The 26,680-nt window shown below is 68.1% G+C and carries 23 protein-coding genes and 1 pseudogene; 14 read left to right on the forward strand and 10 right to left on the reverse strand.

Annotated features, from left to right (window positions below; all coding sequences use genetic code 11):
• Positions 1-32 precede the first annotated feature (32 nt).
• Both AX681_RS20405 and AX681_RS20410 read right to left on the reverse strand, forming a co-directional pair.
• A complete protein-coding gene (locus AX681_RS20405; protein ID WP_231733754.1) occupies positions 33-1,790 on the reverse strand; it encodes a hypothetical protein in 1,758 nt (585 codons plus the stop codon).
• Entirely contained in the window at positions 1,787-4,894 is a 3,108-nt protein-coding gene (locus tag AX681_RS20410; RefSeq protein ID WP_066660703.1) for an SNF2-related protein, read from the reverse strand. The genes AX681_RS20405 and AX681_RS20410 overlap by 4 nt, the downstream gene beginning before the upstream one ends.
• A gap of 697 nt (positions 4,895-5,591) precedes the next feature.
• Between AX681_RS20410 and AX681_RS20415 the strand changes: the two genes are divergently transcribed.
• From AX681_RS20415 to AX681_RS20430, 4 genes are all read left to right on the forward strand, one after another.
• Complete coding sequence (locus AX681_RS20415) at positions 5,592-6,173, forward strand: RNA polymerase sigma factor (protein ID WP_066660731.1); 582 nt, start codon at positions 5,592-5,594, stop codon at positions 6,171-6,173.
• A complete protein-coding gene (locus AX681_RS20420) occupies positions 6,173-7,156 on the forward strand; it encodes a FecR family protein (RefSeq protein WP_066660706.1) in 984 nt (327 codons plus the stop codon). The genes AX681_RS20415 and AX681_RS20420 overlap by 1 nt, the downstream gene beginning before the upstream one ends.
• Before the next feature lie 78 nt (positions 7,157-7,234).
• Positions 7,235-10,171, forward strand: a complete 2,937-nt coding sequence (locus AX681_RS20425) for a TonB-dependent receptor (RefSeq protein WP_066660709.1) — start codon at positions 7,235-7,237, stop codon at positions 10,169-10,171.
• A complete protein-coding gene (locus AX681_RS20430) occupies positions 10,165-12,255 on the forward strand; it encodes an Atxe2 family lasso peptide isopeptidase (RefSeq protein WP_066660713.1) in 2,091 nt (696 codons plus the stop codon). The genes AX681_RS20425 and AX681_RS20430 overlap by 7 nt, the downstream gene beginning before the upstream one ends.
• Here the strand turns inward: AX681_RS20430 and AX681_RS20435 are convergent.
• From AX681_RS20435 to AX681_RS20460, 7 genes are all read right to left on the reverse strand, one after another.
• Entirely contained in the window at positions 12,174-13,922 is a 1,749-nt protein-coding gene (locus tag AX681_RS20435) for an asparagine synthase-related protein (RefSeq protein ID WP_066660716.1), read from the reverse strand. The genes AX681_RS20430 and AX681_RS20435 overlap by 82 nt on opposite strands.
• Complete coding sequence (locus AX681_RS20440) at positions 13,919-14,554, reverse strand: lasso peptide biosynthesis B2 protein (protein WP_197421941.1); 636 nt, start codon at positions 14,552-14,554, stop codon at positions 13,919-13,921. The genes AX681_RS20435 and AX681_RS20440 overlap by 4 nt, the downstream gene beginning before the upstream one ends.
• Positions 14,555-14,642: 88 nt before the next feature.
• The gene (locus tag AX681_RS22200; protein ID WP_156442768.1) at positions 14,643-14,774 is read right to left on the reverse strand and encodes a benenodin family lasso peptide; all 132 of its coding nucleotides are present in this window, start codon (positions 14,772-14,774) and stop codon (positions 14,643-14,645) included.
• A 145-nt stretch (positions 14,775-14,919) separates the two neighbouring features.
• The gene (locus AX681_RS20445) at positions 14,920-15,519 is read right to left on the reverse strand and encodes a GntR family transcriptional regulator (RefSeq protein WP_066660720.1); all 600 of its coding nucleotides are present in this window, start codon (positions 15,517-15,519) and stop codon (positions 14,920-14,922) included.
• Positions 15,516-16,394 (reverse strand): phytanoyl-CoA dioxygenase family protein, encoded by an 879-nt coding sequence (locus AX681_RS20450; protein WP_066682697.1) that lies wholly within the window; start codon positions 16,392-16,394, stop codon positions 15,516-15,518. Before AX681_RS20450 ends, AX681_RS20445 begins: the two co-directional genes overlap by 4 nt.
• 13 nt (positions 16,395-16,407) lie before the next feature.
• On the reverse strand, positions 16,408-17,025 hold the full coding sequence (locus AX681_RS20455; protein ID WP_082749640.1) for an acyl-homoserine-lactone synthase: 618 nt from the start codon (positions 17,023-17,025) through the stop codon (positions 16,408-16,410).
• Positions 17,026-17,103: 78 nt separating this feature from the next.
• Positions 17,104-17,841, reverse strand: a complete 738-nt coding sequence (locus tag AX681_RS20460) for a LuxR family transcriptional regulator (protein WP_082737915.1) — start codon at positions 17,839-17,841, stop codon at positions 17,104-17,106.
• A gap of 269 nt (positions 17,842-18,110) precedes the next feature.
• Here AX681_RS20460 and AX681_RS23755 point away from each other — a divergent pair.
• Both AX681_RS23755 and AX681_RS20465 read left to right on the forward strand, forming a co-directional pair.
• A pseudogene (locus AX681_RS23755) lies at positions 18,111-18,314 on the forward strand (transcriptional regulator domain-containing protein); the annotation flags it as partial.
• A gap of 94 nt (positions 18,315-18,408) precedes the next feature.
• Positions 18,409-18,918 (forward strand): DNA -binding domain-containing protein, encoded by a 510-nt coding sequence (locus AX681_RS20465; protein WP_066659180.1) that lies wholly within the window; start codon positions 18,409-18,411, stop codon positions 18,916-18,918.
• Positions 18,919-19,044: 126 nt separating this feature from the next.
• Here AX681_RS20465 and AX681_RS20470 read toward each other — a convergent pair whose 3' ends face one another.
• Positions 19,045-20,064: a hypothetical protein gene (locus AX681_RS20470; protein WP_066659179.1), complete on the reverse strand. Its 1,020-nt coding sequence runs from the start codon at positions 20,062-20,064 to the stop codon at positions 19,045-19,047.
• Between the two features lie 473 nt (positions 20,065-20,537).
• Between AX681_RS20470 and AX681_RS20475 the strand changes: the two genes are divergently transcribed.
• The 8 genes from AX681_RS20475 (at position 20,538) to AX681_RS20510 (ending at position 26,669) form a co-directional block, all read left to right on the forward strand.
• Complete coding sequence (locus AX681_RS20475) at positions 20,538-21,515, forward strand: ArdC family protein (RefSeq protein WP_066663950.1); 978 nt, start codon at positions 20,538-20,540, stop codon at positions 21,513-21,515.
• Positions 21,512-21,952 (forward strand): DUF2958 domain-containing protein, encoded by a 441-nt coding sequence (locus AX681_RS20480; protein ID WP_066663945.1) that lies wholly within the window; start codon positions 21,512-21,514, stop codon positions 21,950-21,952. The genes AX681_RS20475 and AX681_RS20480 overlap by 4 nt, the downstream gene beginning before the upstream one ends.
• A 91-nt stretch (positions 21,953-22,043) precedes the next feature.
• On the forward strand, positions 22,044-23,870 hold the full coding sequence (locus AX681_RS20485; RefSeq protein ID WP_066682693.1) for a ParB/RepB/Spo0J family partition protein: 1,827 nt from the start codon (positions 22,044-22,046) through the stop codon (positions 23,868-23,870).
• A gap of 188 nt (positions 23,871-24,058) precedes the next feature.
• Entirely contained in the window at positions 24,059-24,256 is a 198-nt protein-coding gene (locus AX681_RS20490; RefSeq protein ID WP_066661577.1) for a hypothetical protein, read from the forward strand.
• A gap of 69 nt (positions 24,257-24,325) precedes the next feature.
• Complete coding sequence (locus AX681_RS20495) at positions 24,326-24,739, forward strand: MbcA/ParS/Xre antitoxin family protein (RefSeq protein ID WP_066661580.1); 414 nt, start codon at positions 24,326-24,328, stop codon at positions 24,737-24,739.
• Positions 24,736-25,476, forward strand: a complete 741-nt coding sequence (locus tag AX681_RS20500) for an RES family NAD+ phosphorylase (protein ID WP_066661583.1) — start codon at positions 24,736-24,738, stop codon at positions 25,474-25,476. The genes AX681_RS20495 and AX681_RS20500 overlap by 4 nt, the downstream gene beginning before the upstream one ends.
• A gap of 478 nt (positions 25,477-25,954) precedes the next feature.
• Positions 25,955-26,275, forward strand: coding sequence for a DUF736 domain-containing protein (locus AX681_RS20505; RefSeq protein WP_066661586.1), 321 nt, complete (start codon positions 25,955-25,957; stop codon positions 26,273-26,275).
• Positions 26,276-26,441: 166 nt separating this feature from the next.
• Entirely contained in the window at positions 26,442-26,669 is a 228-nt protein-coding gene (locus AX681_RS20510; protein ID WP_066661588.1) for a helix-turn-helix transcriptional regulator, read from the forward strand.
• Positions 26,670-26,680 lie beyond the last annotated feature (11 nt).

Raw genomic sequence — 26,680 nt, forward strand, 5'->3', positions numbered from 1 at the left:
ATACCGGCGATCGCGCGCGCGCAAGTGCCGCATCACGTCATCTCGGGGCCGATGAAGCTGGGTTCCGACCTAGCCGGCGGCGTGATCGACGGAACCTGCGAAGGCAACCTGATTTCGGGGAGGTCCGGCAAGTCGCGGGTGAGACCATAGGCGAGCAGGAGCCGCGCGCGGTCGCACGCCAGGTCGGTCATCGCCTCCGGCGGGAGCGGCCGGATCAAAGGCGCCGCGCCCAGGACTCTCTCGACGGGCATTTCCGCGATGAACCGGTTATGGAGCTCGGTCTGGCATCCGCCCCCGGTGACCAGGAGCTGCACCGGCTTTCGGCGGCATTGGATATGAAAGCCGTCGCGCGCGCGCTCGGGGGATCGGGCATGGCCGTAGACCTGCTCGAATTCATAGTCGCACGCTTGTTTGAATTCCTGCGCGCTCACGTCGCTGTGCAGCGCGGTGTCCAGCGCGGCAGCACCGAGAAGCTCGACCGCCGCGGAAAACACCGCAACGCGCTCGCGGCCGACGAGGTTGAAGGCGACGATATCGAGCGTTGAGGCGCCAACATCGACCAGCATGTGCGACCCCGGTTGCGACGTGGGCTCGAAGGCGTAGCCTGCGACGGCCGCGGCCAGCTCGGGGATCAGATAAAATCCCTCGGGCAACTGGTCTCCCGACTGGGCATAGGTCTGCCGGACCAGATCCTTGTCGAGGTCAGTGGCAAACGGCCCCAGCGCGAAGCCGGCGGCCACGATCCGCTTGAAAACCGCGTAGGACTTCGCGTCGTCATGCGCGGCGACCGGGATGCCGATATTCACGGCGAGGAACTCGTTCGCGCCCGTCGCGCCCAGTGGCCGGGCGCCGTGATACCAGCCGAAAAAATGCGCGAAGTGGAGCGCGAGGAAAGCGGCAGCGGCCTCGACGCGCGTCACGTCGATGTCGGGACGGACCCGCTCGCCGCCGTGCGCGCCAATAATGCCGGTCTTGAAGCCCTCCAGCGCGACCGCACCGGCGATCGGAAACAGCGAAAAGCGGTTGCCCGCGGGATCGAACCACAGCGCCGTATGCCAGAGGTAAGGATGCGCGAACGAGCGCAACTCCTCGGGCGCGGGCATCGCCTTGGTGGGGTTGTCGGCGTGATAAGGCTGGCTGACGGCGAGCTTGACCGAGCTCGTGCCGAAATCAAAACCAACGATATAGCCGTCGACGTCGGGCAGCGGGTTTTCGGCAAGCCGGATGGCACCTTCAGCAATCGCGCGCTCGAGGACCGCCCGATTGCGCGCCGAGATCGCGGCCGGGCGCGGCTCGATTGCTGGTGTCGTATTGCGCACCGCCGCGATGACCTTGCGGAAGACCATTTCGCGCGAGGCGGTCGGCACGTGCGGGATCGCCGGCGGTTTTGCGGCAGCGATCTGCGCAGCACGCTCTTCTTCGAGAAGGGCCTGATAGGCCGCCTTCAGGCCCGGTGCCTTCAGCAGTATTTTCTTGGCGCCTTTGGGCCCGGTTTGCGGCTTCGCCTTTTTGCCATTGGGCCGTTGCTGCTGCGAGCGCTTTGAGTGGCGCTGATCGCCCTGAGGTGCTGGCGAAGCTGCGACGGCATGACGCCCGCGAGAATCGCGCTGCCCGGCCATTTGCTTGGCGAGCATTTGCTGCTCGAGATCGGCAAACGCGCCCGCAGGGCGCTGTGGCTGCTGCTCGAATCCCGGCGGCGTCGCTGATGATCGCGTCAATGATGCGCGCAGTTCCTGGAGCGCCCCCGCGGCATCGGCCAGGCTTTTGAAGCCCCTGCCGTTCTTGCTCATGCGCGGGGCTCCCCGATATCGATCACCGCAATCCCGACCAGCACCGGCTCGTCGAAGCTCAGGTCGTTCTCCTTGCGGTTGATCTGCTCGAGCTTGAGGTCCATCCGGGCTAGGAAGGCATTGAGCTTGCCCTCGATGGCGTAGGTAATGTTCATTTTCTTTGCGCTGCCCGACGCCCGCAATTCCCGAATCTGCATCTGGGCCCGATGCTTCTCACGCTCCTTATGCTGAGTGATAAGTGCGCGCTGCGTCGCGACATCGTCATAATGCCGGGCCGCCTCGGCTCCTTCAAAATCGGTCCGGCGCCTCTTTAATTCGGGAAGCAGGCGCGCTTCCATGAGGGAAGCGACGCGCGACAGATCCGCCGGTTCGAGTCGATGGAGTTGCGGCGCAGACGACAGCGACTCCATGAGCATTTGCTCGACGGAGTCCTCGTCGAGGCTTGCGCCGCTCGCGAACGCGCAGCCGGCAAAGGCCAGACGATCGATCGGCAGAAGCCCGTCGATCGACCAGCGTTCGACCGCGACAACATAGCGCCCGGCGGGCAATGGCCAATGCGGCTGCCGGGGTATTCGGTAGGCGGTCACCGGTCGTGGAGCGAGGCCCACTTGCCGCGTGTCGAGCAACTGTGCGCAAAAGCGTGCAAGCGGGTGCGTCATCGGGACGGCTTCGAGGTTGCGATGGCGCAGCGGGTCCGGGTTGCTACCGAACACCGCCTTGACCCCGCTCGCTGCGTCCCGCGAAAAGCGCGTCGGGTAACGGCGCGCCTTCTGGTTTCGGAAAAGCCCGAACTCGGCTTGAGCCCTCGGCGAGAGGCGGATGTCATACGCTTCGATATCGAGACCGTTGATCGGCTCGAGTCGGGTACCCTCGAAAGTACTGACGAGGATTCCGGCGATATAGTCGCGCAGGTCGCTTTCGGTCAGCCGCTTGTGCGGCGCATAGGCTTCCTTGACCTTCTGCAGGATGCTGTCGCCATGCGCCACGAGCCCTGGCGCTTCGCGCTCCAGTTCCTCGGCCTGCATTTTGCGCTGCTCGGCGGCGTGGATCGAACGGTCGAATTCGCGGGCTCGCTCCTCGGGCGACAGCGCGGGGTTGACCAGAACGAACTCGATGTCGCGAATGATTTCGCCCAAAATCGGCTCGAAGTCACCGAGCGTCTCCTCGATGATCCCCAGCCGGAGATAGAGCCGGTCATAGACCTGTTCTTCGATCGTATTCTCGGCGATGAGGTTGATGATGTCGATCGATGGCGAACGCTGGCCGATACGGTCGATCCGGCCGATACGCTGCTCGACCTTCATCGGGTTCCAGGGCAGGTCCCAGTTGATCAGAATTCGGCAAAATTGCAGGTCGAGACCTTCGCCGCCGATCTCCGAGGTCAGCAGGATAGTGCCCGCCTGCGCATCGGCGAAGCGCGACACGATCTCGTTGCGGTCCGCTTTGACACCGCCGTGCAGTTCCATCACTGCTAGGCCCGCGGCGCGCAAGCGTGTGGCCAGATAGCTGATGGCCCGACGGAAGCTCGAAAAGACGATGAATTTCTGGTCGGGATCGCGCGCGCGGAGTTCGCGCAGCCAATCGAGCAGCTTGGCCAATTTGGTGTCATCGGCTTCGAGCGCCGCGAGCACGGCTGGATCATCGCAGATCTCGCCGAGCGCGCTGATCAACGGGCCGGGCAGGGCGCCCTCTGAATCACCCTCCTCGTCGAGCGTCAGGAAGCCGCTGCGCTCGCCCCAGTGGCGATAGGCCGTGGGAAGGCTCGAGGCGAGAAGCCGTTGGGTCTGCGCGAGCAGGAACCGCTCGTTGATATCATTCGCATAGGCATAGGCCTCGATCCGCTGGGTCGCGCGCCGGTAGAAAGCCTCTTCGGCCTCGGTCATCGGCCATTTGACAGTTTGCGGTCGCCGCTCGACCTTGAATTCGGCAACGTCGCGTCGCCGCGTGCGGTTGATCGTCGAGCCGAGCAGCGACATCTCCTCGATCCGCGCGGCGAGCTTGACGCGATTCGCCGGCGTGTCGACGATGCCGGCTTCGAACTCGTCGCGCAGCCGTTTCAACCGCTCGCCGGTTTTGAGCACCCGTCCTTCGGGCAGGTCGGCGACGAGCTGCGCGAGGTCGTGCATCGACACACGCGTATCGCGTGCCGCCTCCCATGCACGGACCAGCGGAATATTCTCCTCCTGGAGCAGGTCGAAAAGATATTCGCGCTCGAAGGTGTCCGGGTCGATGAGCTTCAACAGCGCGCGAAGGTCGTTGGCACGCAGATTGATAGGGGTCGCGGAAAGGAACAGCGCATAGTCGCTGACGTCGGCCACCAGCTTGGCCAGCTTGTGGTTCATTGTCTCGACGTTGCGCAGATGATGCGCCTCGTCGAAGATCGCGAGATCGAATAGGTCCTGCGCGGAGTCGTTGAGCCAGCGCGCAAGATCCGCCCGCGCGCCCGGTGCCGGTTCGTCGGGATCGTCCCACCCCCGCGGCGGGCGAATGGCAGACAGCGAGGCGATGACCTGGAAGCCCTCGCGCCGTTCCTGGTCGTCGCGCAACGTATCGAGCAATTCCGAGGCGCCGCAGATGCGCGCGTCCACGTTGAACTTGTTGCGCAGCTCGGCCCGCCATTTCTCAACGAGCGGCTTGGGACAGACCACCAGTAGGCGGCGACAGTCATGATTCCGAGCGACAAGTTCGGTCCAGATCAGCCCCGCTTCAATGGTTTTTCCGAGGCCTACCTCGTCGGCGATCAGCAGTCCGCGCGAAGGCGAATTCAGGAGTTTGAGGACCGGCTTGAACTGATAGGCGTGAAATTCGGTGTTGGTCGCGCCCATGCTGTAGATCATGTCGGCCAGCCGGCCGGTCATGCGCAGATGCGTGAGCGCGCGTCGCAAATCAGCTGGCGCGGAGAGCTTGCCGTCTCGCAAGTCGACCAAAGCATCTGGAGCCGCCGCAACGGGTTCGAGCTGGTTGGCAGGCAAGCTGCGGCGGCCGGTCGGAAGTTCGACCTGAAAAAAGGTCCGCCCCGCGCGTACTTCCGGCAATCGATCGGCAATGACGCCGACAACCGCCGGATCATTCTTCAACCGTACGCGTGCGCCCGCTTCGAACATTGTTAAAATCGCCCCCTCTGCAGATGATCAATAGAACCGCCGGAGCGTCAAGTGCACTTGCCAGGTTAAATCATCGGGAATCCCTACCCGGATAATCGCTCGTCCAAGGCGTGCTTGTCTGGAATCCCCGCACGTCATCAAGTCGCATCCTTCCCCTGTTGCGAGAGACAGATAAGGCTTGTGGGTGACAAATCCTGTCGCGCTCGGCTGGGCAATTGCAAGTCAAGGATGTGGTGTCACTGCCATTGACCTCGAACAGCCCGACCGTGGTCGCCGAGAGGGTCGAGGGCGCGTACAGTCGCGCCACCTATGCTGTGACGACATGCACGACACATCCCCGCCGCGGGAGCGCACTCGGACAGCGGCCAAGCCATTTTGGGTGTTGGCACACCGAGCGAATGCCTGACGGGTTGCGTATCAACTGGTTCGGGTTAGTCTGGCCCGGCGCCACGAGGGTGGCGCCGGGGCGTGAGAACCCCGCTTGAGAGAACGAGATCCGTCCCCTTCGGCCGGGTGGCCGACGCGCATGTCCAAGCCGCTTGCGGCCAAAGGCATCGGCGCATGTCTCAAGCATGTTCTCAACACCCGGCTTTGACCCGCGTGCGCTCACAACTGTGGGTCAGGCGGGCATGGTCGAGAACCTTAGCGCCAATGCATCGAGTTCGAGGAAGGCGCCCGCGTGCAGCCGGCGGCCCAGATGCTTGCGGTCGACGGCATGTTGAGGGCAGCCGCCCTCCCGCGCCTGGGCGAGGACGATCCGCTCCCGCCCGAGGACCGTGTCCCACGGCCAGCGTTCGCGCTTGACGACCTCTATCGCATCCATGGCCCACGGCTGCTCCGCTTCTTTTCGCGGCGCACGGACCGTCAGGACGCCGACGACCTCCTGCACGAGAGCTTCGTCCGCTTTGCCAATTCGCCAGCCTGTCGAGACCGCGCGGTCGAATGCCCGGAGGCCTACCTCAACCAGATTGCGACAAACCTCCTACGGGATCGCGCGAAGTCGGCCCTCCAAAGGTCGCTTGCCAGCCACGTTCCCGCCGACGAGGTTCCGCTTGCGGGCACGGACTTGGTCGCCGCGCTGGAGGCACGCGACAAGCTCAACCGGCTACAGAACGCACTGATGCGGCTGAAGCCGAAGACCCGCGAGATATTCCTCGCCCACCGCCTCGACGGATTGAGCTACAGGCAGATATCGGAACGATCCGGCTTGAGCATCAAGGGCGTCGAATGGCACATGAGCAAGGCGATTGATCTTCTTGATCGAGCCCTGAGGCGTTGATGGACCATCGAGGCGACGGCTCGCGCGCGCCGGACCTGGTGCGCGAGCAGGCGATTGCCTGGCTGGCCCGGCTGCGGTCGGGGCCCACCGACGACGAGCGCGGCGAATTCCTGGACTGGTATTCCGCCGATGCGCGGCATGCGAACACCTACGATGCGCTGCTCGACAGCTGGGACGACACCGGCCTCGCGGCGCAGACCCCGATCGGAGAGCGGTCCCGGGCCGCGACCCGCCAGCGCAGGACGAGGGTAGTAGCAGCGGCGGCCGCGGCGGTGCTGGTGCTGCTTGTTGCGGGCACCCTCGCCATGAACGGCTTCGTGCACCGCGACACGACGACCCGCGCGATGCTCGCCAGTCGCGTGGGCGAAATCCGGACGATCACGCTCGAGGATGGATCAAGGGTCACGCTCGACACGGACAGCGTCGTGCGGGTTCGCTACGATGGCGACCAGCGGCGCCTCGAACTGCAGCAGGGACGCGCCCGCTTCGCGGTCGCCCACGACGCCGAGCGGCCGTTCATCGTCGCGGCGGGTCCGAGCGAGGTCGTTGCCCACGGAACCGTGTTCGACGTCGACCGCCGCCCGGACCGGATCGTCGTTGCCCTGCTGGAGGGCTCGGTCGAGGTTCGCCGGAACGCCCCGACGGCCGGGTCGGAACCGACGAGGCTGGCGCCTGGACAGCAGCTTGCGATCGGCGGCTCCGCCGCGCCTGCCAGGCCCACGATGATCAGGCCGCCTGAAGCCCGTTGGCCGTCCGGGATGCTGTCGTTCGAGGATGCCCCGCTCGCGGAGGTCGTGGCATCGGCCAATCGCTACAGTTCGACCCAGATCATCATCGCCGATCCCGCCGCCGGGCAGCACCGCTTCACCGGCACCTTCAAGCCAGGCGAACCCTCGCGGCTTGCCGAGACGATCGGGTCGATGTTCCGGTTGCGGGTCGACCGGGACCGGCCCGGAACGCTCGTGCTAGCTAGCGATGAATAATTTCCCAGGGTAACCGCGCCCGGTCGCGTCGAACTCCCCCAAGCAACGCCAATCCGGCGTGCGCATGGGGGAACACGAATGTCGATTGTCCAGAAGGTTGCACTTGCCCTGTCCGCCTCGACCGCCGCGCTCCTGCCGGCGGTGCCGGCCATGGCCGCCCAGGAAGAGCGGATCGCCTATGCTCTTCCGGCGCAGCCGCTTGCCCAGTCCCTGCGCGATGTGTCGATCCGGTCAGGGCGGGACATCGTGGCGCCGGCAGAGCTGCTCCGGGGCAGGACCGCCCCGCCGGTCCGCGGCAGCTACACGCTCGAGGAAGTCGTCGAAGCGCTCCTCGCCGGGTCCGGCCTCGCCGCGCGAAGGGCGGGCGAGGGGCTCGTAATCGCTCGCACGCAATCCACGCAGGGCATCGACGAGGGCGACTCTGCGACCGAAGAAGCGATCGTTGTCACCGGAACCCGCATCCGCGGTGCCGCCCCGGTCGGTTCGAACGTGGTGACGGTCGACCGGCAGGACATCGACCGCAGCGGCTATGCGACGACCCAGCAGATCCTCGTCGCCTTGCCCCAGAACTTCGCCGGCGGTGCGAACGAGGGCACGGTCGGCTTCTCGGTGCGCAACAACAGCAGCGCGAACTTCGGCTTCGGCTCCGGCATCAACCTGCGCGGGCTCGGCACGACCTCTACGCTAACGCTGGTCGACGGCAACCGGCAGCCGCTCGGCGGCGGTTCGGGCAGCTTCGTCGACCTGACGCTGATCCCGTCGAGCGTGATCGAGCGGATCGAGGTGCTCGCGGACGGCGCCTCGGCGATCTACGGGTCGGACGCGGTCGCGGGCGTGGTCAACGTCCGCCTGCGCCGCGACCTCGACGCCCCGGAGACCCGGTTGCGCTACGGTTTCGCCGATGGCTTGGAGGAGGTCCAGGCGAGTCAACTCGCCGGCTTCCACTGGGCCAGCGGCCGGTTCATCGCCGGCTATGAATATTACCGCCGGGGTCGGCTCGGCTCGGCGGATCGCGCTTATGCGACCGAGGACCTGCGCGCGTTCGGCGGCCCGGACTACCGGCAGGACTATGCCAACCCCGCGACGATCATCGCCGCCAACGGGCAGGTCTTCGGCGTCCCCGGCGGCCAGAACGGTACGGGCTTGGTGGCAAGCGACCTCATCCCTGGTGTCGCCAATCGCGCCGATGGCCGCCGGGACACCGACCTGTTGCCGGCGCTGAAGCGGCACTCGGCCTATGCCGCGCTCGAGCAGGATCTTGGGCCCACCTTCACGTTCAGGGCGCAGGGCTTCTTCGCCGACCGGCGCTCCTCCGCTCGCTATTTTCCGAGCAACTACGGCGGGGTGGTCGTCAGCTCGGCCAACCCATTCTACGTCGATCCGCTCGGCACGGGCGAGCCGGTGACGGTCCATTACGACTTCCGGCCCGACCTTGGTCCCCCGACGCTCGACGCCCATGTCACCAACTGGGCGGGCGCAGCCTCGCTCAACGCGTCGTTCGGCCCCTGGAACGCCGAGCTCCACGGCGCCTATGGGGAGCAGCGCGAACGCCAGGTCACAAGGAACGTGCCCAACTACTATCGGCTTGCTTTGGCGCTCGCCGATCCCGATCCGGCGACCGCCTATAATCTGTTCGGCGACGGTTCGGTCACCAGCCGGGCGACGATCGAGCGGGTCCGCGGCGGCTTCGCCCAGACCGGTCTTTCACGGCAATGGTCGACGAGCCTGAAGTTGGACGGTCCGCTGTTCGCGCTGCCGGCGGACGACGTTCGCATGGCGATCGGCGGCGAGTACCGTCACGAATGGTACGGCTATTCGTCGGTCGAGGACGAATTCACGCCCGGACCGGTTGACGCCGGTTCAGCAGGCTTCCCGCTCGGTCGCTCGGTGGTCGCGGGCTATGCCGAGCTGCTCGCGCCGCTGGTCGGCCCGGACCAGAACGTGCCCGGAATCGACCGGCTCGACCTGTCGGTCGCCGGTCGGGTCGAGCACTACAGCGACTTCGGCACCACCGCCAATCCGCGGCTCGGCCTCAGCTGGAAGCCGCTTCCGGCGCTCACGCTGCGGGGCACGTTCGGCACCTCGTTTCGCGCGCCGAGTTTCAGCGACATCCGTCATGGCCCCGGCCTCAACCAGATCATCCCGCTGCCGCTGCCCGATCCCGCGTCGGCGACCGGTGCGACCAACGTGCTTGCCCTGTTCGGCAACCGTCCAGAAATCGGCCCGGAAAAGGCGCGCACCTGGACTGCGGGCTTCGACTTTCGACCGCCGAAGGTGCCCGGCCTCTCAATCAGCGCCACCTGGTTCGACATCGCCTATCGCGACCGCATCAGCAACGTCGCTTCCGAGCTTTTCTCGTTTCTCGCGCAGCGCGGCCGGTTCCAGTCGCTGATCACCGACAATCCGGCTGCGGCCACGATTGCCGCGCTCTATGCGGACCCGACCTTCGTCAACCCCTACGGCATCCCGGCCTCCGCCGTGATGGTGCTGATCGACGCGCGCAACGCCAACCTGTCGCGAACCACGGAGCGCGGGCTCGATTTCGACATCGGCTACCGGGGCGGGCGCGAGGGCCGCAGCTACGAACTCGGCGTGAGCGGTACCTGGCTCGCCAGCCTCAGGCAGAAGCTCACCGCCACCGCCGAAAGTGCCGATGTCGTCTCGACGATCGGCAATCCGGTCGACCTCCGCCTGCGCGCCCGTGCACTGGCGACGCACGGCCGGGCGAGCATCGCCGCGTATTTCAACTATGTCGACGGCTATCTCAACAACGGCGTCACGCCGGCCGAACCCGTGAACAGCTGGACCACCGTCGATCTTCAACTCGGCTACCGCCTCGGCGGCGAGCGCGGTCCGTTGCGCGGCGTCAGCGTCTCGCTCAGCGTGACCAACCTGTTCGACCGCGCGCCGCCCTACGTCAACAACCGCACCGCCTTCTCGGCCGCGGGCTTCGATCCCGAGAATGCCAGCCCGCTCGGACGGATGGTCGCCTTCCAGCTGGTCAAGTCATGGTGAGGCGGTGGATCGGGTTGCTGCCGCTGGCGATCGCCCTGGCTGGTCCCGCGGACGCCCAGCACACGCCGACGATGCGGGAGCTGATCGAGCTGACCGACCTGTCGAGCCTCGCGATCTCGCCGGACGGGCGCATGGTGGCGTTCCGCGAGGAATCCGCCTCGATCGAGCGCAATGCCTACGACCTCGCCTGGTTCGTCGTGCCGGTCGACGGCAGCGCGCCGCCACGCCGCCTGGCCGATGCCGGCGAGGGCAACTGGCTCAACGGTACCTTGCTGTCCGAGCCGCCGCTCTGGTCGGCGGATTCGCAGTTCATCGTGTATCGTGCCGTGATCGACGGCGAGGTGCAGGTGTGGCGGGCGGCGGCAGACGGATCGAGCGCTGCGCGGGTCACGCAGGAACCGGGCAATGTGATCGACATTGCTCCGGGCCCCGACAGCCAATCGATCCTCTTTCGGGTGGGCGCCGCCCGTGCGGACATCGCCCGGGCCGAGCGGCAGGAGTATGACGAGGGGGTGCTTGTCGACGCCAGCGTCGACCCATCTCGGCCGCTCTACCGTGGCGCGCGCATCGACGGTCGGCGGGCGACCGAGCGACTGAAGGGATTCTGGTTCGGCCATGGCGGCCTGCTGGCCGATCGTCCGCCACGTGCCCGGGTGCTGGACGTCGCGTCCGGCAGGGTGCGCGACGCGAGCGACGCCGAGGCCGCCGGGCTCGCGCCGCCTGCCCAGTTCTTCGACCGGCTCGACGGGCGGCTGATGATCGCACGCGCCGCGGCGGGTGACGCGCGCGGCATCGCCTATGTCCTCTCGTCCGGCATGACCCACGACCTGCTCGTCGCGCGGGGCACGGGCCTTGCCGACGCGGTCCATTGCAATCCGGAGCAATGCGCCGGGCAGCGCATCCGGTCGGTTGCTTGGCAGCGCGGTGCCGACAGCCTCGTCTTCGAAACGCGCGACGGCAACGGCAATTCGAGCCTGTATCGCTGGGATGTCGGATCGGGGAGCGTCACCACGCTGGCGACCGGACAGGGCGTACTCAATGGCGGGCGCGACGAGTCCGAGGGCTGCGCCATCGGCGCGCGCACGATTGTGTGCGTCGCCGCTGCGGCCGACGCACCGCCGCGGCTGGTCGCGATCGATCTCGACACCGGGAACTTGCGCACGCTGGTCGAGCCAAACTCCGCGCTCGCCGACCCGAGCATCCGCTTCCGCCCGCTCGAATGGCACGACTCGGCAGGGCGCCGCTTCACCGGCCAGCTGCTGCGGCCCGCGGGTGCGAACGCACGGGTTCCGCTGTTTGTCACCTACTATTCGTGCAGCGGCTATCTGCGCGGCGGCCTCGGCGACGAATTCCCCTTGCGCGAATTTGCGCGAAACGGAATCGCCGCTCTCTGCATCAACAGGTTTCCGGCGCCCGACGGGATCGGCGATCAGGTCGGCGCCTATCGGATCGCTCAATCGGGCGTAGCCGCGGCGATCGCCCTGCTCGTCCGCGAGGACATCGTCGATCCCGCCAAGGTGGGCATGGGTGGCGTCAGCTTCGGCGGCGAATCCACCATCTGGATCGCTATGCATTCGCGCCTGCTCGCCGCGATGTCGATCGCCAACGTGCTGCTGACGCCGACCTACTACTGGTTCAATGCGGTCGAGGGTCGCGAGGTGCCGGATGTGCTGCGCTCGGGCTGGGGCATCGGCGACCCCGACCGGGATCGGCGCGGCTGGAGCGATCTGTCCCCCGCCTTCAACGCCGACACGATCCGGACCCCGCTGCTGATGCAGCTGCCCGAACTCGAGTATCGTCCCAACGTCGAACTGCTCGCGCGTCTTCAGCGCGCAGGCACGCCGGTCGAGCTTTGGGCTTTTCCCGACGAGGTTCACGTCAAATGGCAGCCGCGCCACCAGTTGGCCGCGAATGCTCGCAATCTCGACTGGTTCCGGTTCTGGCTTCGCGGCGAGATCGATCCCGATCCCGCCAAGGCGGAGCAGTATCGCCGCTGGGAGGGCTATCGCCGTTCGGCTGCCGGTTCGGGCTCGAGCCAGCCGCGCACCCAGGCTTCGGCATCGATGAGCGGCAGCAGGCGGTAGAAGCGCTGATCGCGCGGCCCCACCGGCCGGCGGAGGAAGGTCGCCACCGCGGGGCGATCGAGCAGGCCGGCGCGGGCGAGATGGCCTTCGAGCAGGAAAGGCTCCAGCCGCGCCCGGTTGGCCTCGAAGTTGCGGATGCAATAGGCATCCATGCCGCCCTTGGACCGGCGATCGAGCACTTTTGCCGGCAAAGCGTCGCGGAAGGCCTCGCGTGCCACCGCGCGATCGCGGCCGCCCGCAATCCACAGCCATGTCGGCACGCGGAAGCAGGCCTCCATCACCGGCTGGCTGAGCAGTGGAAAGAGCGAAGGCGCGACGGCGTGCCGAGCATAGCCGTCGAGATGGGCGAAAGCGGCGATCACCGCGCGGATATGGCTCCTGCGCCCGGGAAGCGCGTCGGCCGGTTCGTCGAGCCAGGGATGGAAGTCCGGGACGTCGGGCAGCCGTTCGCGGGCAAGGAACGCGTCATTGTTGGGCCAGACGCGGTGGATCGGCGGGCGATGGGCCTGCCGCCACGCCATCCAGCCAGCGGTCCACAAATTGGTGTCATGGATCTCCGTGATGTCCCGGACGGCGCTGAGGAAGCGGCGCCCGAGGCCGAAGGCGTGCAGCGCATCGGCCGCGGGCGCGGCCGATGCCGGCGAGCAGAAGACGCAATCCCCGCCTGTCCCGCTGACGAACGCATCGATACCGCGCTCGCGCGCAATGGCGGCGAGAAGCTGATCCGCCGGGCGCAGGATGGCGGGAATGCCCGGCCGCGCGGTGCGCGTCGGCACGTGGGCGGTCAGGTCGACCTCGCTCCCAGTCGCCTGTTCCGCAAGCGGGAGGCCGATGCATTCGGCCGTGGCGCGGGCATAGACCCGCTCGTCACCTTCGGTGCCCGGCGTGACCAGGTTGATCGCGGCGGCCGGTGCGCCCGCGGCTGCGAGCGCGGCGGCCAGCACCGACGAGTCGAGCCCGCCGGACAGTTCGAGCAGGACCGATTGGTGGCCGCGCACCAGACCGGCCACGGCCAGCTCGACGCTTTGGCGGACCGCGCGGCCCGCTTGTGCCGGATCGGCCAACTGGCGCTCCGCCTTGGCGAAGGCCCAGGGGCTCCAGACGCCGAGACGCTGCGTGCCATCGGCGGTAAAGCAGGTCGAGTCGCCGGCGAAGAGCTCGTCGATCCCGGCCAGACCCGTCGCCCCGGCTCGAAGATGCGGGAACGCCAAATGGTGGGCGAGGAAATTCCAGTCGATCTCGGCCGAGCGCTGGGCAACGGCGAGCAGCAATTCGGGATCCGACGAGACCAAGGTCACGCCATCGACCGTCGTTCGCAACGCCGGCACGCCGCCGGAAGGTGCGCGGACGACCGTTGTCGCCGCCTTGGCGGCGTTATGCAGGAAAGCGACATAATCGCCCCAGCACCCCGCGACCAGATGCAGGTCGTGGGCCGGTGGCGTCTCGAATGCGTCCGCGCCTGACTTGGGCGACAGGATCGCGCCGATCGCTATCCCGCTCTCGCCCCAGGATCGATGGCGGCATTCCGGCACGGCGAGGACGATCAGGCTCTCGCTTTCGAACAGCCGGCAGAACCCGATCTCGGCAGTTGCGCGGCTGGCGAGCCGAACCGCGCTGCCGGGATCGTTGCCCGGTGCGATGATCGCCAGATAGGCGTCGCGCCTCATATGACGAGAATGGGCCGGAAACGGCTGGCGTGGTCGAGCGCGTCCGTCAGGACGATGTTCCCATCCTGCGCCCAGCAGTGGGCGGTGAACGGAAAGGCCTCCACCCCGAAAACCAGGCGGGGTGCGTGACCGCGCCGCATGACGAACCACAGGAAGGCGATCGAGTCCGGCAGGCAGAGCGGGCGGAACGGCAGCAGCCGGCGCAACCGGGCAAACTGCTGGGCCAAGGCATCGAGCCCCGGTCCGTTCGCGGGTGATCTAGTGCGCGCGCGCCGTGTTGCGATGCGATCGAGCACTGACTTGAGCGGCCGCGCCCGGAGTACGATCCGCGCGGCGAATGTAAGCAGCGCGACTTCGCCAAGCGCCCGCCGATCGCCATGCGACAGCAGCTCGGGTCGCTCGAGCGCGCTGCCCGACGGCGTCGGCAGTCGGCACTGCGTCGACCTGGCCTCATCGGGCTCGCCCGGGCCCGCCACGAAGCCGAACCCACGCAGTCGCGCCAGGGTCCCCGCGTCCACCCAATCGCTTGCGCCGGTCCGCAGCGCCTCCAGCGCCTCGCCGGCGTCGGCCCCCAGCTGCCAGTAACGGTCCGCCTTCACGTCGAGAATGATCGTGCGGCCGTCGAAGGCCACGAAGCCGACTCCATCGCGGATCCGATAATGGTCCATGACGCAAAGGGGAGCGGGCGCGCTGCGACACAGCACGTCCGCTCCGGCAGGGTCATTCGGCTTCGATGCCGAGCGGCTGGGCGATGACGCCGAGCTCGGTCTGGAAGCCCGGCCGGCCCTTGGTCTCGATGCTCGCCGCGCCGAGGTCGATCAGCTCGTCATGCTGTTCGCGTTCACGTTCCATGATGACACTCCTTCGCATTGCTGCGCCACTGCAGCCTTGGGAGTGTACGAAGCGTGCCCGGTTATCCGAACTTTATACGGACTCTATTTCGACTTTGTTTGGTGGCCTTGCTTGCGGGATGCGGGCAGGCGGTCCGGCTCGCGCACTAGTCTGTCCGGTAGACCGCACGGACGATGGCGGCCGCAGCGCGGCGGCGCCGGCTGTGATAGCCTGAAATGAATCGGCGCAGCCGGTCACGCCCACCCAGCGAGGCTGCGTTGGCCAGTTCGGCCAACTCGTCCTCGATCCCGTCCAGCACCTGAGGCTCGACCAGGCGGACGGCGTGGAGCCGCCCGTTGAGCCGTTCGACGGCGCGCGCATGTTCGCTGTTCGGCGAGCAGCGTGCGATCGCGAGGAACAGTGTCGCGGTGCGGTCGGCGACATCGCCGGTCGCAGCTTGCGGGGCGGGTCTTGCCGCAGGCGGCCAGCTACGGATCGAAAGACCGAGCAACGCGGCCGACCAATCGTAGCGATCGCGCAACCCCGGCTCATCGAGTGCGGGCACGTGGAAACCGCCGCTGGTCCGTGTCTCGACGAGGCCCTCGCCGGTCAGCAGGTGGAGCGCGTCGCGGACCGGCGTGACGCTTGCCGCAAGCGGCGCGGCAAGCACCGCCGGATCGAGTCGATCGCCCGGGCGGAACTCACGGCCCATGATCCGCGCCCTCAGCACCTCGAGCACGCGTTCGGCGGTCGCCCCCGAATTCATGACGCGGCCTGCCGCGCTTCGAGATAGGCGTCGACCATCGCCTGCTGGTCGGGACGGAGCGCGTCGATCGCACCGAGCGGTCGATCGGCGCCGTCGCCGAGCAGGACGGACGGGCACTGACCTTCGTAGTTGCCGAGGTTGGGGCGATGCTGGCGGTAGCCGACAAGCGCGGCGAGTTCCGGCGGAAAGCTGCGCGCGATCTCGGGCGGGTAGGCGAGCCACTGGTTCTCATAGGGCTTCAGCCAGCCGAGCGAATAGCCGATGACGATGCCGCGCCGCACCTCGTCGGTGGTGTTCGCACCCGCGCCATGCAGGGTCGATCCGAGGAACAAGAGCGCATCGCCCGGCGCCATCTCGGCCGCGACCGGGGTGTTCGGAGGTTCGGGGGCGAGCGCGTTCGCTCCATGGCTGCTCGGCCAGACCATTGTCGCTCCGTTGGCGGCGGTGAAGTGGGTCAGCGGCCAAATCACATTGACCAGATACTCGGCCTCGCCCACGGGCGCTCGCCACATGTCCTGGTCGCGGTGCGGCATCTGCGCGGGCGCGCCGGGATGGATGCCGATCGCCTGCGTGACGTTGAGCTGGATCCTGTCGCACCAGGGCGAGAGCAGCTTCTCAACGGTGGCGAGAATCCCTGGGTGCCGGACCAGCGCGGCGGCGTGCTCCGAGCGAATGAGCAGCCGCCCGAACCGCTTGGTTGTGGCACCGTAGAAGGCGCCCTCGCAGAAGGGCGTGCGCGCGAAATCCCCTGCGAGGTCCTGGTCGAGCGCAGCGATCGTCTCACGCGGCACTGCGCCGCGGATAATGCAATAGCCCTTTTCGCGCAGCTCGTCCGAGTGGTCCTGGACGACGGGAGGCGTCATGGTCTCGATCATCGCGCCACTCCCTTCAGGCGGCCACGCGTGCGGCGGCATGGATGTCGATCGATGGCACGATCCCGGCGGCGGCGAGCTGCGCCGGGGTCTCCGCGTCGATCTCGATGCGCAGGGCGACGAGCATCGTGCCGCCGATGACGCGCGGCAGGCCGAGCGGGCGGCACCGCCAGCCGAACGCGAGGATCTGCTGGAACCAGGGCATTTCGGCGATCGCCGTGTAGGTTCTGATGCCGGCTCGCAGCGCATGCTCGGCCAGCCCCGCCACCAGCGTGTTGCGGGCCGCCCTGCGCTCGCGGGCGCTCAGCCCGCGGTCCAGGCAGAACCGGGTGATCTCGTAGACGCCTTCTCCACGCGGCGGCCCTTCCTCGCACAGCTCCGCATAGAAGCTGTCGAGGATGTGCGGGCGGGTCGTCGGCAGCAGGCGCGCCGAGGCGAAATGGCTGCCGTCCGGGTCGGCAAGGACCAGGTAGGTCGCGTGGGCGTCGTCGAACTGGTCGACCTCGTAGGTGCCGTCGATGACGGGCACGTCCCACTTGAGCAGATCGACGAACACGGACTTGCGGGCGGCGAACATGGCGCGGAACACGCCGTCCGACGCCGGGCGCGCGGCCGTCTGCATGACATGAAGCATATCTGGGCTCCCTTGGCTTCTTGGTTCGCCAAGGGTCTGCGCGGACGGCCGCGCCCGCTATTCCCGGAAAGGGTAATATCAGCGGCGGAAGATATCGGTGAAAGTGAGGGTTCCGTCGAACAGCGCCCGGATCGCCAGCAATGTTCGCTTGCTCACCCCGTACCGCGCGCAGGCCAGCTTGATATGGCGCGCGACCGTTTCCTCGGTGACGCCAAGGATGCGGCTGATCTCCCAGTCGGTCTTGCCGCGCGCCGCCCACAGCAGGCAATCGCGCTGGCGGTCGGTGAGCGCCGGCGGCGGCGGCTTCGGCAGGTGGCCGCGCTCCGTCCACAGGCGCCGCGCGCCCTCGAAGGCGAAGGCGCCGGCAAGCTGGGCCATCGGCAGCAGGTCGGCGACGATCGGACGCCCGGCCTCGCTCGCGAACGAGCAGGAGCCGCGTGCCTCGCCCGGGACGTTCGCCGGAACCGTGAAGCCTTCGCCGATGCCTTCCTCGCGCCCCATCGCCAGCACGCGCCGGTCCTCGGCGGTCAGCGGGATCATCTCGGGCATCCGCGACCAGCAGAAGCCGACGCTCGTCACGTGGCTCGCCCGGTGCACGGGATCGGACACGCCCAGCGCATTGCGGTCGTAATAGTCCGCCCACCTGGCGGGATAGTTGTGCAGGCGGATCGCCGTGCCCTCGGCGGCGAGCACGTCGACATGGTGCGTCAGCGCGAAATACTGGAAGCCGAGCTCGGTGGTGACCGCCTGCATCGCAGCGGCCAGGTCATCGACGTTCCTCACTTCCTCGACGATGCGGATGAACTGCATCGCCATCGCGTGCATGCCCATCGGGCAGCGACACGGCCCCGGGCGGCGTCTCAAGCCGCCGTCCGTCCCCGGGCCGCCCTTTCCCCTGACTTCGGGCTGGACGACGGGTTCTCAGGCCGTCCTCCGGCGACTCCTGCGAAAACTTCACACTATCATGCGGAATTCCAACGAAGAAGATGTTGCGCAAGATGGTGGATTTCCCCGCAAGCATTGCCTTGCCCGCTGCCGTCGCCGGCAAGTAGCTGGGATGCGCGGCCCGAGTTGCCCAGACCCGCATGACCAGCGGGGCGAAAGACGAGGGCGCCGGCTGGTGGCGTGACGCTCGCAGATATACTCGGCTCCGTGGAATAGATCGCGCCGGCCTCATGTGGGAATGGCTGCGCCGGGACCCCGACTACATCGCCTGGTACACACGCGCGAGCGAGGCGACACGCGGTCCGGCGGCGGCCGGGCCGCCAATCGAGCCGGTCCAGTGGGGGCTCCACTTTCGCCGAGGACCCGGGCCGCCCCGCACCCGACGCCAGGATCATCTGGCACGCCGACCTCGATCCCGGCACGCTCCGCGTCATCGCCGTGCCGTCGGACCCTTCCGACCCGGACAGCATCCGGACCGAGCGCCTCGCGCCCTGGCTGGCGATCGCGACCGATGTGGAGGGGCGCGAGCACGCAGTGCTCTCCGACGGCTGGCACCGCATCCGCATCGATGTCGAGGAAGGCAGCATCGCTCGCGAGGAAGCGGTGCTGCTCCATTATCGCCTGCTTGGTGTCGCTTCCGCCGAGACCAGGATCCTGCCGCTCAGGCGCTTTCTCGAGTTGTGCCGCCACGGGCGCTTCGCCCGCTCGCTGTTTCCGCGCGATCCGCGCGTCGAGCGCTGGCTCACCGTCCTGCGCGTCCATGACGCGCTCGCCGCCGGCGCCAGCCAGCGCGAGATCGGCGCCGCGCTTTTCGGCGAGGACCGCATCCTGCTCGACTGGACCGACAGCGCTGACTCGCTCCGCTCACGGGTCCGGCGCCTCGTCCGCGATGCAAGGAGGATGGCGGGCGGCGGTTACCGGCGGCTTCTCATGGGAAAGCGGGGGTAGTTCGGGTGACGCATCCTTGCCTGCGATCGCTGACATCGATCCCGAACGAGGCTCCAATTGGCCGCGATCGGGCACTTTTGGGCCGCAGCCGATGGTCTCTCGACGCTCGAACTTTGGCGAGACGCATTACGTCGGCTCGGACGTGTGCTGAGTTATTGTCGACAGGAACATGAACGTACCGACTAGCCCCTGCCTTGCCTCTGCAGGCGAGACGTTGGCATGAACGCCCTTAGAAGCGAGATCGTTCAAGCGCCGCATGAACGCGCTGAGCAATTCCAGCTCTGCCTTAGCCAAGTCCCGCCCGGTGGATGCGGCCATCCTGGTCGCGAGATACTCGTTCAATCGATTGAGATACCGCTCATCGCCTAGATCCCGCTCTTTTCCGTCTGAACATACGACGGGCTCGCTTCGCGGCGGATAGAAGTGATCAGCGGCGGCCTTCAAAGCACGTCGGATTTCGGTGAGTGCCAAGGCCCCGTCCTCGGCATCCGACGATGAGGCCAGAGTCGAAGCCTTCTGGAGCTTCTGATAGACATCGACGTCCCTGTCCTTGAAGTAGTTGTTTACGTCGTTCTCGACCGCCCAAAGGAATGCTTGATTGCGCTCCTGAGCTGCCAACTGCTTCTCTATCTGAATCGCGTAATTCAGACACCGGGTCTTCAGACGCGACTTGATCGTGTTAAGCGCCGAGATGCGCAGTCGGATTTCGGCACGTTGTCGATTGGCGGAGTCATGAAACGCGGCTGCGTCGAACGCATGTAGTCCTGCGGGTGGAGAGAGGTCCCGAAGCGTACCTTCCCACTGCGACAGCTCCGCATCGATCTCCCCCGCTGCGACCTTCAAGACATTTCGTCCCTCTACGCCATCGTTCGAGGGGAAGGAGAAATCTAGGGTGTGGATTTCAAGCCAGCGCTCGAAGGAATGCTCGAAGATGAACTTTCCCGCATCCTTTTTCAGATGCTGGGTGTCGTCGTAGATCATGCGCCCGACCTCCTCCTTCTTAGGATAGAGTTCACGCAGAAAGAAGGCGGCGTTCAGGTGATCTTGCGCAGACCGCGCAACCCTGAGGCAGGCCATCGTCGCCGCCTCGACGTTGTCGTTCTCGAGATGCTCGAAGATTCGAGTGATGCTTTTGCTGAAATCCATAGGTCCAACTAATGGTTATCCTCGACGCCGCCTAGACGCACGAAACGTCTGCGCCTCGCGCTTCGGGTGGGGAGACATGCGTGAGTCTCAATAGCCCTCTAACGGGGAGGGTTGGCGCCTCGCGCGTGCCGCGCGACCGCGCTCTACGGCTCGGGCAATGCCCCTCGCCGCCGAGTCCAGCTGTCGCAGGTCTCGGCCTGGCGGTAACGATCACTGGCGCGTGAAGCGGTCGCCGCGCTCGCGCGCGGCGGCGCTGCTTGTGGCCTCTCCCGGATGCGCGGGAGTGGGCGGCGCTCCCTCCTAGGCGCGGGCGCGGCGGCGGCAAGCCGGCCCCTGGCCGGCTCCTTCACTGTCGTTGCGGCCCTTCGGGTGCCGCCGCCGCTCGGGCCCGCGCCTTTCCGGTCGCCTCTCGCCGCCCACCCCCGCTTTCCGGGGAGGCCATGCGGTTTTTTGGGCGGGAAGGAGGCGAGCCAATGCGTGCAACCCCCAACCGTCGCCCCGCGCGGAAGCCGAAGGCAGGCCCCGGCCAGCCGCAAGCGCAGCCCGAGGCGCGCGCCAGCCTCTATGACGAGGTGACGCGCCGGATCATCGCCGAGCTTGAGGCCGGGCGCTTCCCCTGGGTCCAGCCTTGGGGCCGGGCCGAGGGCACCGGACCCACGCCCGGCCTGCCGCGCAACGCGCTCACCGGCCGCACCTATTCCGGCGTCAACGTGCTGATCCTCTGGGGCGCGGTGATCGAGCAGGGCTTCCCGAGCCAAGGCTGGCTGACCTTCCGGCAGGCGCTCGAGGCGGGGGGCAACGTCCGCAAGGGCGAGCGCGGCACGACCGTCGTCTATGCCGACCGCTTCACCCCCGAAGCCGAGAAGGAGCGCGCGCGCGAGGCGGGCGAGGAAGCCCGCGCCATTCCGTTCCTCAAGCGCTTCACCGTGTTCAACGTCGCCCAGTGCGAGGGGCTTCGGCCCGGCCTCGCACCCGAGCCGGTGCCGCTTCCAGAGCGCGAAATCGTGCCGCTCGCCGAGGAAGTGATCGCCGCCAGCGGCGTCGACTTCCGCGTCGGCGGGACCAAGGCATTCTACGTGCCATCGGCCGACTACGTGCAGGTCCCGCCGCAGCCTGCCTTCTTCGAGCAGGTCAACTACTACCGCACCTGCCTGCACGAACTGACCCACGCGACCGGCCATCCCTCGCGGCTCGGGCGCAACCAGACCGGGGCGTTCGGCAGCAAGGATTATGCGCGCGAGGAACTGGTCGCCGAAATGGGCGCGGCTTTCCTGTGCGCGAGCCTCGGCATCGTGCCGACCGTCCGCCATGCCGACTATCTGGCGGGCTGGCTCGACGTGCTGCGCGAGGACAATCGCGCGATCTTCCGCGCCGCCGGGCAAGCCAGCAAGGCCGCAGACTGGCTGCTCGCCCGCCACCGCGAGGGGCGGGAAGGGAGGCAGGCGGCATGATCCTCCTGACCCCCGACCTGCGGCTGGCGCTGCGCGCCAACGCCAACGCCCGCCGCGCCGCCGTGCGCTTGCGCCAGCCCGAGCCGGACCCCGTTCCGGTGCTCAAGCTGTTCAATCCGCTGGGCGCGGGGACATGGCTCGCAACCGAGCTTGGCGAGGACGGCGACGCGCTGTTCGGCCTCGCCAACCTCGGGTTCGGATGCCCCGAGCTCGGCTATTTCAGCCTGTCCGAGATCGCATCGCTGCGCCTGCCCTACGGCCTCGGCATCGATCGCGACCTCCTGTTCCGCACCCGGCGCCCGCTATCGCAGTGGGCCGAGGCGGCGCGCGCCGCCGGCTCGATTCCCGCCGCAGAGCTGATGTTTCGCCACGCGGCCCGCCATGGCCGTGCGGCATCCGACCTTCCGCCTGCCTCGCATGACGATGGAGGCGGTTGACGCGGGCGGCGCGTCCCGCCGCCGACCAATGCCGGTCCGTCCCGGCTTGCCATCCCTCGGACGGACCGGCGCTCTTGAAGGAGCAAGTGCCATGAAACTCGATTTTCTTGCCCTAGACAAGCTGGCCGTCAGCAAGGCCAACATGCGCTACGCCAAGCGCCCGCCCGACGTGTCGGACATCCTGCCGACCGTCCGCGCACGCGGCGTGCTCGTGCCGCTGATCGTGCGCGCCAACGGCGAGCCCGATGCGTTCGAGATCGTCGCCGGAAGGCGGCGCTTCCACGCGGCGCGGATCATCGCGGACGAGACAGGTCAGGCCGAGCCGCTTCCGTGCGCGATCCTCGACGCGGGCGACGATGCCGCCGCCATCGAAGCCTCGCTGATCGAGAACTTGGCAAGGCTCGACCCGGACGAGGTGACCCAGTGGGACACCTTCACCCGGCTGGTCAGGGAAGGCCGCACGGTGGACGACATTGCCGCCACCTTCGGCCTGCCCGAGCTTGCCGTGCGGCGCGTGCTCGCGCTCGGCAACCTGCTCCCGCGCATCCGCGCGATGTATGCACGGCAAGAGATCGACCGCGCGACCGTCCGCCACCTGACGCTCGCCAGCAAGAGCCAGCAGCGGGCATGGCTCGCGCTCGCCGACGATCCCGACGCCTACCTGCCGACCGGCTACCAGTTGAAGGCGTGGCTGTTCGGCGGCCAGTCGATCAGCACCCGCCATGCGCTGTTCGACGTTGCCGCGAGCGGGCTTGCCGTCGTCGCCGACCTGTTCGGAGAGGACAGCTATTTCGCCGATGCCGACGCTTTCTGGACGCAGCAGGAAGCCGCCATCGAAGCGCGGCGCGCGCAATATCTCGACGCCGGATGGGCCGACGCGGTGATCGTCCCGCCGAGCGAGCATTTCCAGAGCTGGGAGTACGAGAAGGCGCCCAAGCGCAAGGGCGGGCGGGTCTATATCGACGTGCGCGCCAGCGGCGAGGTGATCTTCCACGAGGGCTACCTGTCGCGCGCCGAGGCCCGGCGCATCGCGCGCGGCGAGCAGGTCGAGCCTCCGGCCAAGCCGCCCCGCCCGGAGGTCAGCGGCCCGATGCAGGCCTATATCGACCTGCATCGCCGCGCGGCTGCGCGCGCGGCGCTGCTCGCCCATCCGGGCGTGGCGCTGCGCCTCATGCTCGCCCACGCCATCGCCGGCTCGCCCCTGTGGAGCGTCCGCGCCGAGCCGCAGACGGCGCGCAGCGACGAGACCCGCGAAAGCGTCGAGACCTCGCGCGGCGAGACTCTGTTCGACGAGCGCCGCCGCGCGGTCCTCGCCCTGCTCGGCTTCTCGCCCGACGAGCCGACCGTGGTCGAAGGCAGGCCCGAAGGCGCGGACGGCGACACGCTCGCGGCGATCTTCTGGCGGCTGCTCGACCTGCCCGATGCGGCGGTCATGGACGCCGTCGCGGTCGTCATGGGCGAGAGCCTCGCCGCCGGGAGCGCGGCGGTCGAGGCGGTGGGGCTGCATATCGGCCTCGACATGGCCGACTGGTGGCAGGCCGACCCGGCCTTCTTCGAGCTGGCGCGCGACCGCGAGGTGCTCGCCGCGCTCGTCGCCGAGGTCGCGGGCGAGGCGGTCGCCAGCGCCAACGCCCGCGAGAAGGGCAAGACCCTGAAGCGCATCGTCTCCGACTGCCTTGCGGGCGAAAACGGGCGCGCGAAGCGCGAGCGCTGGGTGCCGCGGTGGATGGCCTTCCCGCCCGCCGCCTACACGCAGCGCGGCGGCGTCGGCACGGTGCGCGCGCATGCGCTCGCCGAGGCCGCGCGCGCTCCGGTCGAGCAGCCCGCGCCGCCCGCGCCGGACGCCGGGGCGCTGTCGCCGGAGCCCGAATGCGAGCCCGTGCCCGAAGCCGCCGAGCCGGCCCCGCTCGCGGCCTGAACCTTGAGGCGGGGCGGTGAACCGCCCCGCCTCTCCTGCGGATTGGCGCGAAATCCGGCCGCGCGCCTCGGCCGGGCACCGGGTGGACAGCGCCCCGCGCTGTCCAGGCCAAGCCGGGGTTGGCCGACCCGATGCGCCTCGGCGCGCGACCGGCAACCAAGGAGGCAAGTCAAATGGCAAGGGAGGTAATGGAGCGCTGGATGCCGGGCACGCTCGCGGAACTGCGCGACGCGCTCGACGAGATGATCGGCCAGGTGTTCGAGAACGGCGAGGGCAATCTCGAGGCGGTCTACGTGGACGTGCGCGATCTCGCGCTGGTCAAGGAGACACTGACGGATGGTTCCGTCGTCTTCAACGTCGTCGTGCGGGAAAGGGCTGGAGGATGAGCAACGGCCAGGAGTATATATTGCCATTTGGCATTATTTTGCCTATATGATGCCATAAGGAGACTACGCATGACCGCCCTGCACCGCGTCGAGACCACGCCCCCGCCTTTCGTTCCCGAGCCGATCTCGGATGCCGAAGGCGCGGCCATGTTCCGCGCCGTGGTCAACCTGTTCCGCCTGTGGGACCTCACCGACGAGCAGGCCGCGCTGCTGCTCGACATGCCTGTGCGCACCTATCGCCGCTGGAAGGCCGGCGAACAGGGCCGGCTCGACCGCGACAAGAAGGCGCGCCTTTCCAACCTGATGGGCATCCACAAGGCGCTGCGGCTCGTCTTCCGCGAGCCGCAGCGCGGCTATGCCTGGATCAAGGCCGCGAACGAGGCGTTCGGCGGGCGCTCGGCACTCGACATCATGCTCGGCGGCGAGCTCACCGACCTCATGCGGCTGCGGCGCTACCTCGACGCGGAGCGCGGCGGCTGGTGATCGCGCCCGGGCGCCTGGCGCGCACGCAGGTCGAGTGGAACGGGGCGGTGCGGATCATCCGCAGCCTCTATCCGCCGATCGACCTGTTCGAGGACATTGCCGACCCGGCCGACTGGCCGCTCCTGATCGCGGCCGAGCAGAAGACCAACCCGCGGCTGATGGAGACGATCGGCGCGCTCGACCTGGTGCCGCCCGGGCGCCGCGTCGCGGGTCCCGGCGCCAGCTATCTGATGGCGCCGTTCACCCATGCCAGCACCGACCGGCCGAGCCGCTTCACCGACGGCAGCTACGGCGTGCTCTACGCGGGCAACCGCTTCCGTACCGCTTTGCTCGAGACGATCCACCACCATGCCCGCTTCATGGCGCGGACGCGCGAAGCGCCCGGCTGGACCTCGCAGTTCCGCGAAATCCTGCTCGATATCCGCGCCGAGCTGCACGACCTGCGTGGGCGCGCGCGCGGCCTTGCCGAAGTGCTCGATCCCGCCGACCACACGGCCGCCCGGCGGCTAGGCGCCGCCCTGCGCGCGAGCGGTTCGGACGGCATCGTCTACCCGAGCCTGCGTGACGACGGCGGCGAATGCGTCGGCCTCTTCTACCCCGACCTGGCGCACAATCCGCGCCAGGGCCGCCATCTCGACTATCATTGGGACGGTGCCCGCGTGGACCTCTACCGCGATGCCGGCTCGGGCGAGGTGTTCCGGATAGTCGAGACCGACGAAGGCCTGGGCGCGATATAACGTTCGCGCGCCGGGCTCGCTCGACGGCCTTGCCGCCGGCCTTGCGCGACGGGCCGGTACGTTCCGATTGCCCCCGGCAAGGGCCGCGAACGGGCTGCTCCGCCATGCCTCGGCGGGGGAGCAGGCCACCCTCGCGCGGGCGCATCCGACCTTGGCCGCCTGCATGCCGGACGCGCGTTTCGACAACGCGGGCGGGCCGCACGCCTCCTTGCCACGGCGTTCGCACCGCCCCGCTTCCGGCTCCTGGGCTCAGACCTGGAACGGCCGCCGGCCGCGCCAAACCATCGCGGGCGCGCTTATTTCCCCGCCGTCCTGCGGCCGGCTCCTCGCGGACGCTTCGCTCCAAATAAGCGCTTGCGCTCCGGTCCTCCGCTCGCGCTCCGGCCCTCACGGGTTTGCGCATCCGGCTCCGTGCCGTTCCTCCGGTCCGCCCATCGCCCGGGAACGGTTTCGGGCGAGATACCTAAGGAGACGATCAATGCCCGCCATCGGTTATGTCACCCGCAACGGAGAAGGCTTCAAGGGCCAGCTCAAGACGCTCTCGATCCGCACCGAGATCGAGATCCTGCCCAACCGCTCGAAGAGCTCGGACGCGCAGCCCGACTACCGGGTCTCGGCCGGCGGCGTCGAGGTGGGGGCCGGCTGGGTCCGGCGCGGCGAGATGTCCGGCAAGGACTATGTGTCGCTGAGTCTCGCCGCTCCCGAGTTCGGCCCGCGCCGGCTCTACGCCAACCTCGGCCGCGCCGCCGGCCAGGACGACGACGACGCCTTCGCGATCATCTGGAACCCGGCCGACTGAGTCGGCCAAGCGCTTCCGCGCCCGCAGGCGCGGGAGCGCAAGCCCCCAGAAATGGGGGGTCGAATTTGCGTGCATCGATTTTCGACCCTGCCGGGCGCGGCGCGCTCGGGCCAGCTTGGGCCCGTCGCGGCGACAGGCCGCACGAACCCGAGCACGGACCAGACCCATGGACGATGACGCCGCCGCGCGCGCCAAGGCCGCGCGCGAATCCTGCCCCTTCCTCACCGCCAAGCAGGCCGCCTTCCACCTCGGAATCGCGCGCTCGACACTGAAGGCGATGCGGCTCGCCGGAAGGGGCCCGCGCTGCCGCCGGCACGGCCGGACCTGGCGCTACCATATCGACGACATCGAGGCCTGGTCGGCGGCGAACGCGCGGGGCGGCGACCATGGCTGAGCCCCGCGACC

Source organism: Sphingomonas sp. CCH9-E2, from assembly GCF_001557215.1.
In the GTDB taxonomy this organism is placed as follows: domain Bacteria; phylum Pseudomonadota; class Alphaproteobacteria; order Sphingomonadales; family Sphingomonadaceae; genus Sphingomonas.

What these genes read in the sequence shown, in the direction of transcription:
- AX681_RS22200 (WP_156442768.1), bottom strand. Translation starts at nt 14,774, where the DNA reads ATGGAACGTGAACGCGAACAGCATGACGAGCTGATCGACCTCGGCGCG.
- AX681_RS20450 (WP_066682697.1), bottom strand. Translation starts at nt 16,394, where the DNA reads ATGATCGAGACCATGACGCCTCCCGTCGTCCAGGACCACTCGGACGAG.
- AX681_RS20485 (WP_066682693.1), top strand. Translation starts at nt 22,044, where the DNA reads ATGAAACTCGATTTTCTTGCCCTAGACAAGCTGGCCGTCAGCAAGGCC.
- AX681_RS20505 (WP_066661586.1), top strand. Translation starts at nt 25,955, where the DNA reads ATGCCCGCCATCGGTTATGTCACCCGCAACGGAGAAGGCTTCAAGGGC.
- AX681_RS20415 (WP_066660731.1), top strand. Translation starts at nt 5,592, where the DNA reads ATGCTTGCGGTCGACGGCATGTTGAGGGCAGCCGCCCTCCCGCGCCTG.
- AX681_RS20455 (WP_082749640.1), bottom strand. Translation starts at nt 17,025, where the DNA reads ATGCTTCATGTCATGCAGACGGCCGCGCGCCCGGCGTCGGACGGCGTG.
- AX681_RS20470 (WP_066659179.1), bottom strand. Translation starts at nt 20,064, where the DNA reads ATGGATTTCAGCAAAAGCATCACTCGAATCTTCGAGCATCTCGAGAAC.
- AX681_RS20435 (WP_066660716.1), bottom strand. Translation starts at nt 13,922, where the DNA reads ATGAGGCGCGACGCCTATCTGGCGATCATCGCACCGGGCAACGATCCC.
- AX681_RS20480 (WP_066663945.1), top strand. Translation starts at nt 21,512, where the DNA reads ATGATCCTCCTGACCCCCGACCTGCGGCTGGCGCTGCGCGCCAACGCC.
- AX681_RS20420 (WP_066660706.1), top strand. Translation starts at nt 6,173, where the DNA reads ATGGACCATCGAGGCGACGGCTCGCGCGCGCCGGACCTGGTGCGCGAG.
- AX681_RS20410 (WP_066660703.1), bottom strand. Translation starts at nt 4,894, where the DNA reads ATGTTCGAAGCGGGCGCACGCGTACGGTTGAAGAATGATCCGGCGGTT.
- AX681_RS20445 (WP_066660720.1), bottom strand. Translation starts at nt 15,519, where the DNA reads ATGAATTCGGGGGCGACCGCCGAACGCGTGCTCGAGGTGCTGAGGGCG.
- AX681_RS20460 (WP_082737915.1), bottom strand. Translation starts at nt 17,841, where the DNA reads ATGGCGATGCAGTTCATCCGCATCGTCGAGGAAGTGAGGAACGTCGAT.
- AX681_RS20490 (WP_066661577.1), top strand. Translation starts at nt 24,059, where the DNA reads ATGGAGCGCTGGATGCCGGGCACGCTCGCGGAACTGCGCGACGCGCTC.
- AX681_RS20425 (WP_066660709.1), top strand. Translation starts at nt 7,235, where the DNA reads ATGTCGATTGTCCAGAAGGTTGCACTTGCCCTGTCCGCCTCGACCGCC.
- AX681_RS20430 (WP_066660713.1), top strand. Translation starts at nt 10,165, where the DNA reads ATGGTGAGGCGGTGGATCGGGTTGCTGCCGCTGGCGATCGCCCTGGCT.
- AX681_RS20475 (WP_066663950.1), top strand. Translation starts at nt 20,538, where the DNA reads ATGCGTGCAACCCCCAACCGTCGCCCCGCGCGGAAGCCGAAGGCAGGC.
- AX681_RS20495 (WP_066661580.1), top strand. Translation starts at nt 24,326, where the DNA reads ATGACCGCCCTGCACCGCGTCGAGACCACGCCCCCGCCTTTCGTTCCC.
- AX681_RS20405 (WP_231733754.1), bottom strand. Translation starts at nt 1,790, where the DNA reads ATGAGCAAGAACGGCAGGGGCTTCAAAAGCCTGGCCGATGCCGCGGGG.
- AX681_RS20510 (WP_066661588.1), top strand. Translation starts at nt 26,442, where the DNA reads ATGGACGATGACGCCGCCGCGCGCGCCAAGGCCGCGCGCGAATCCTGC.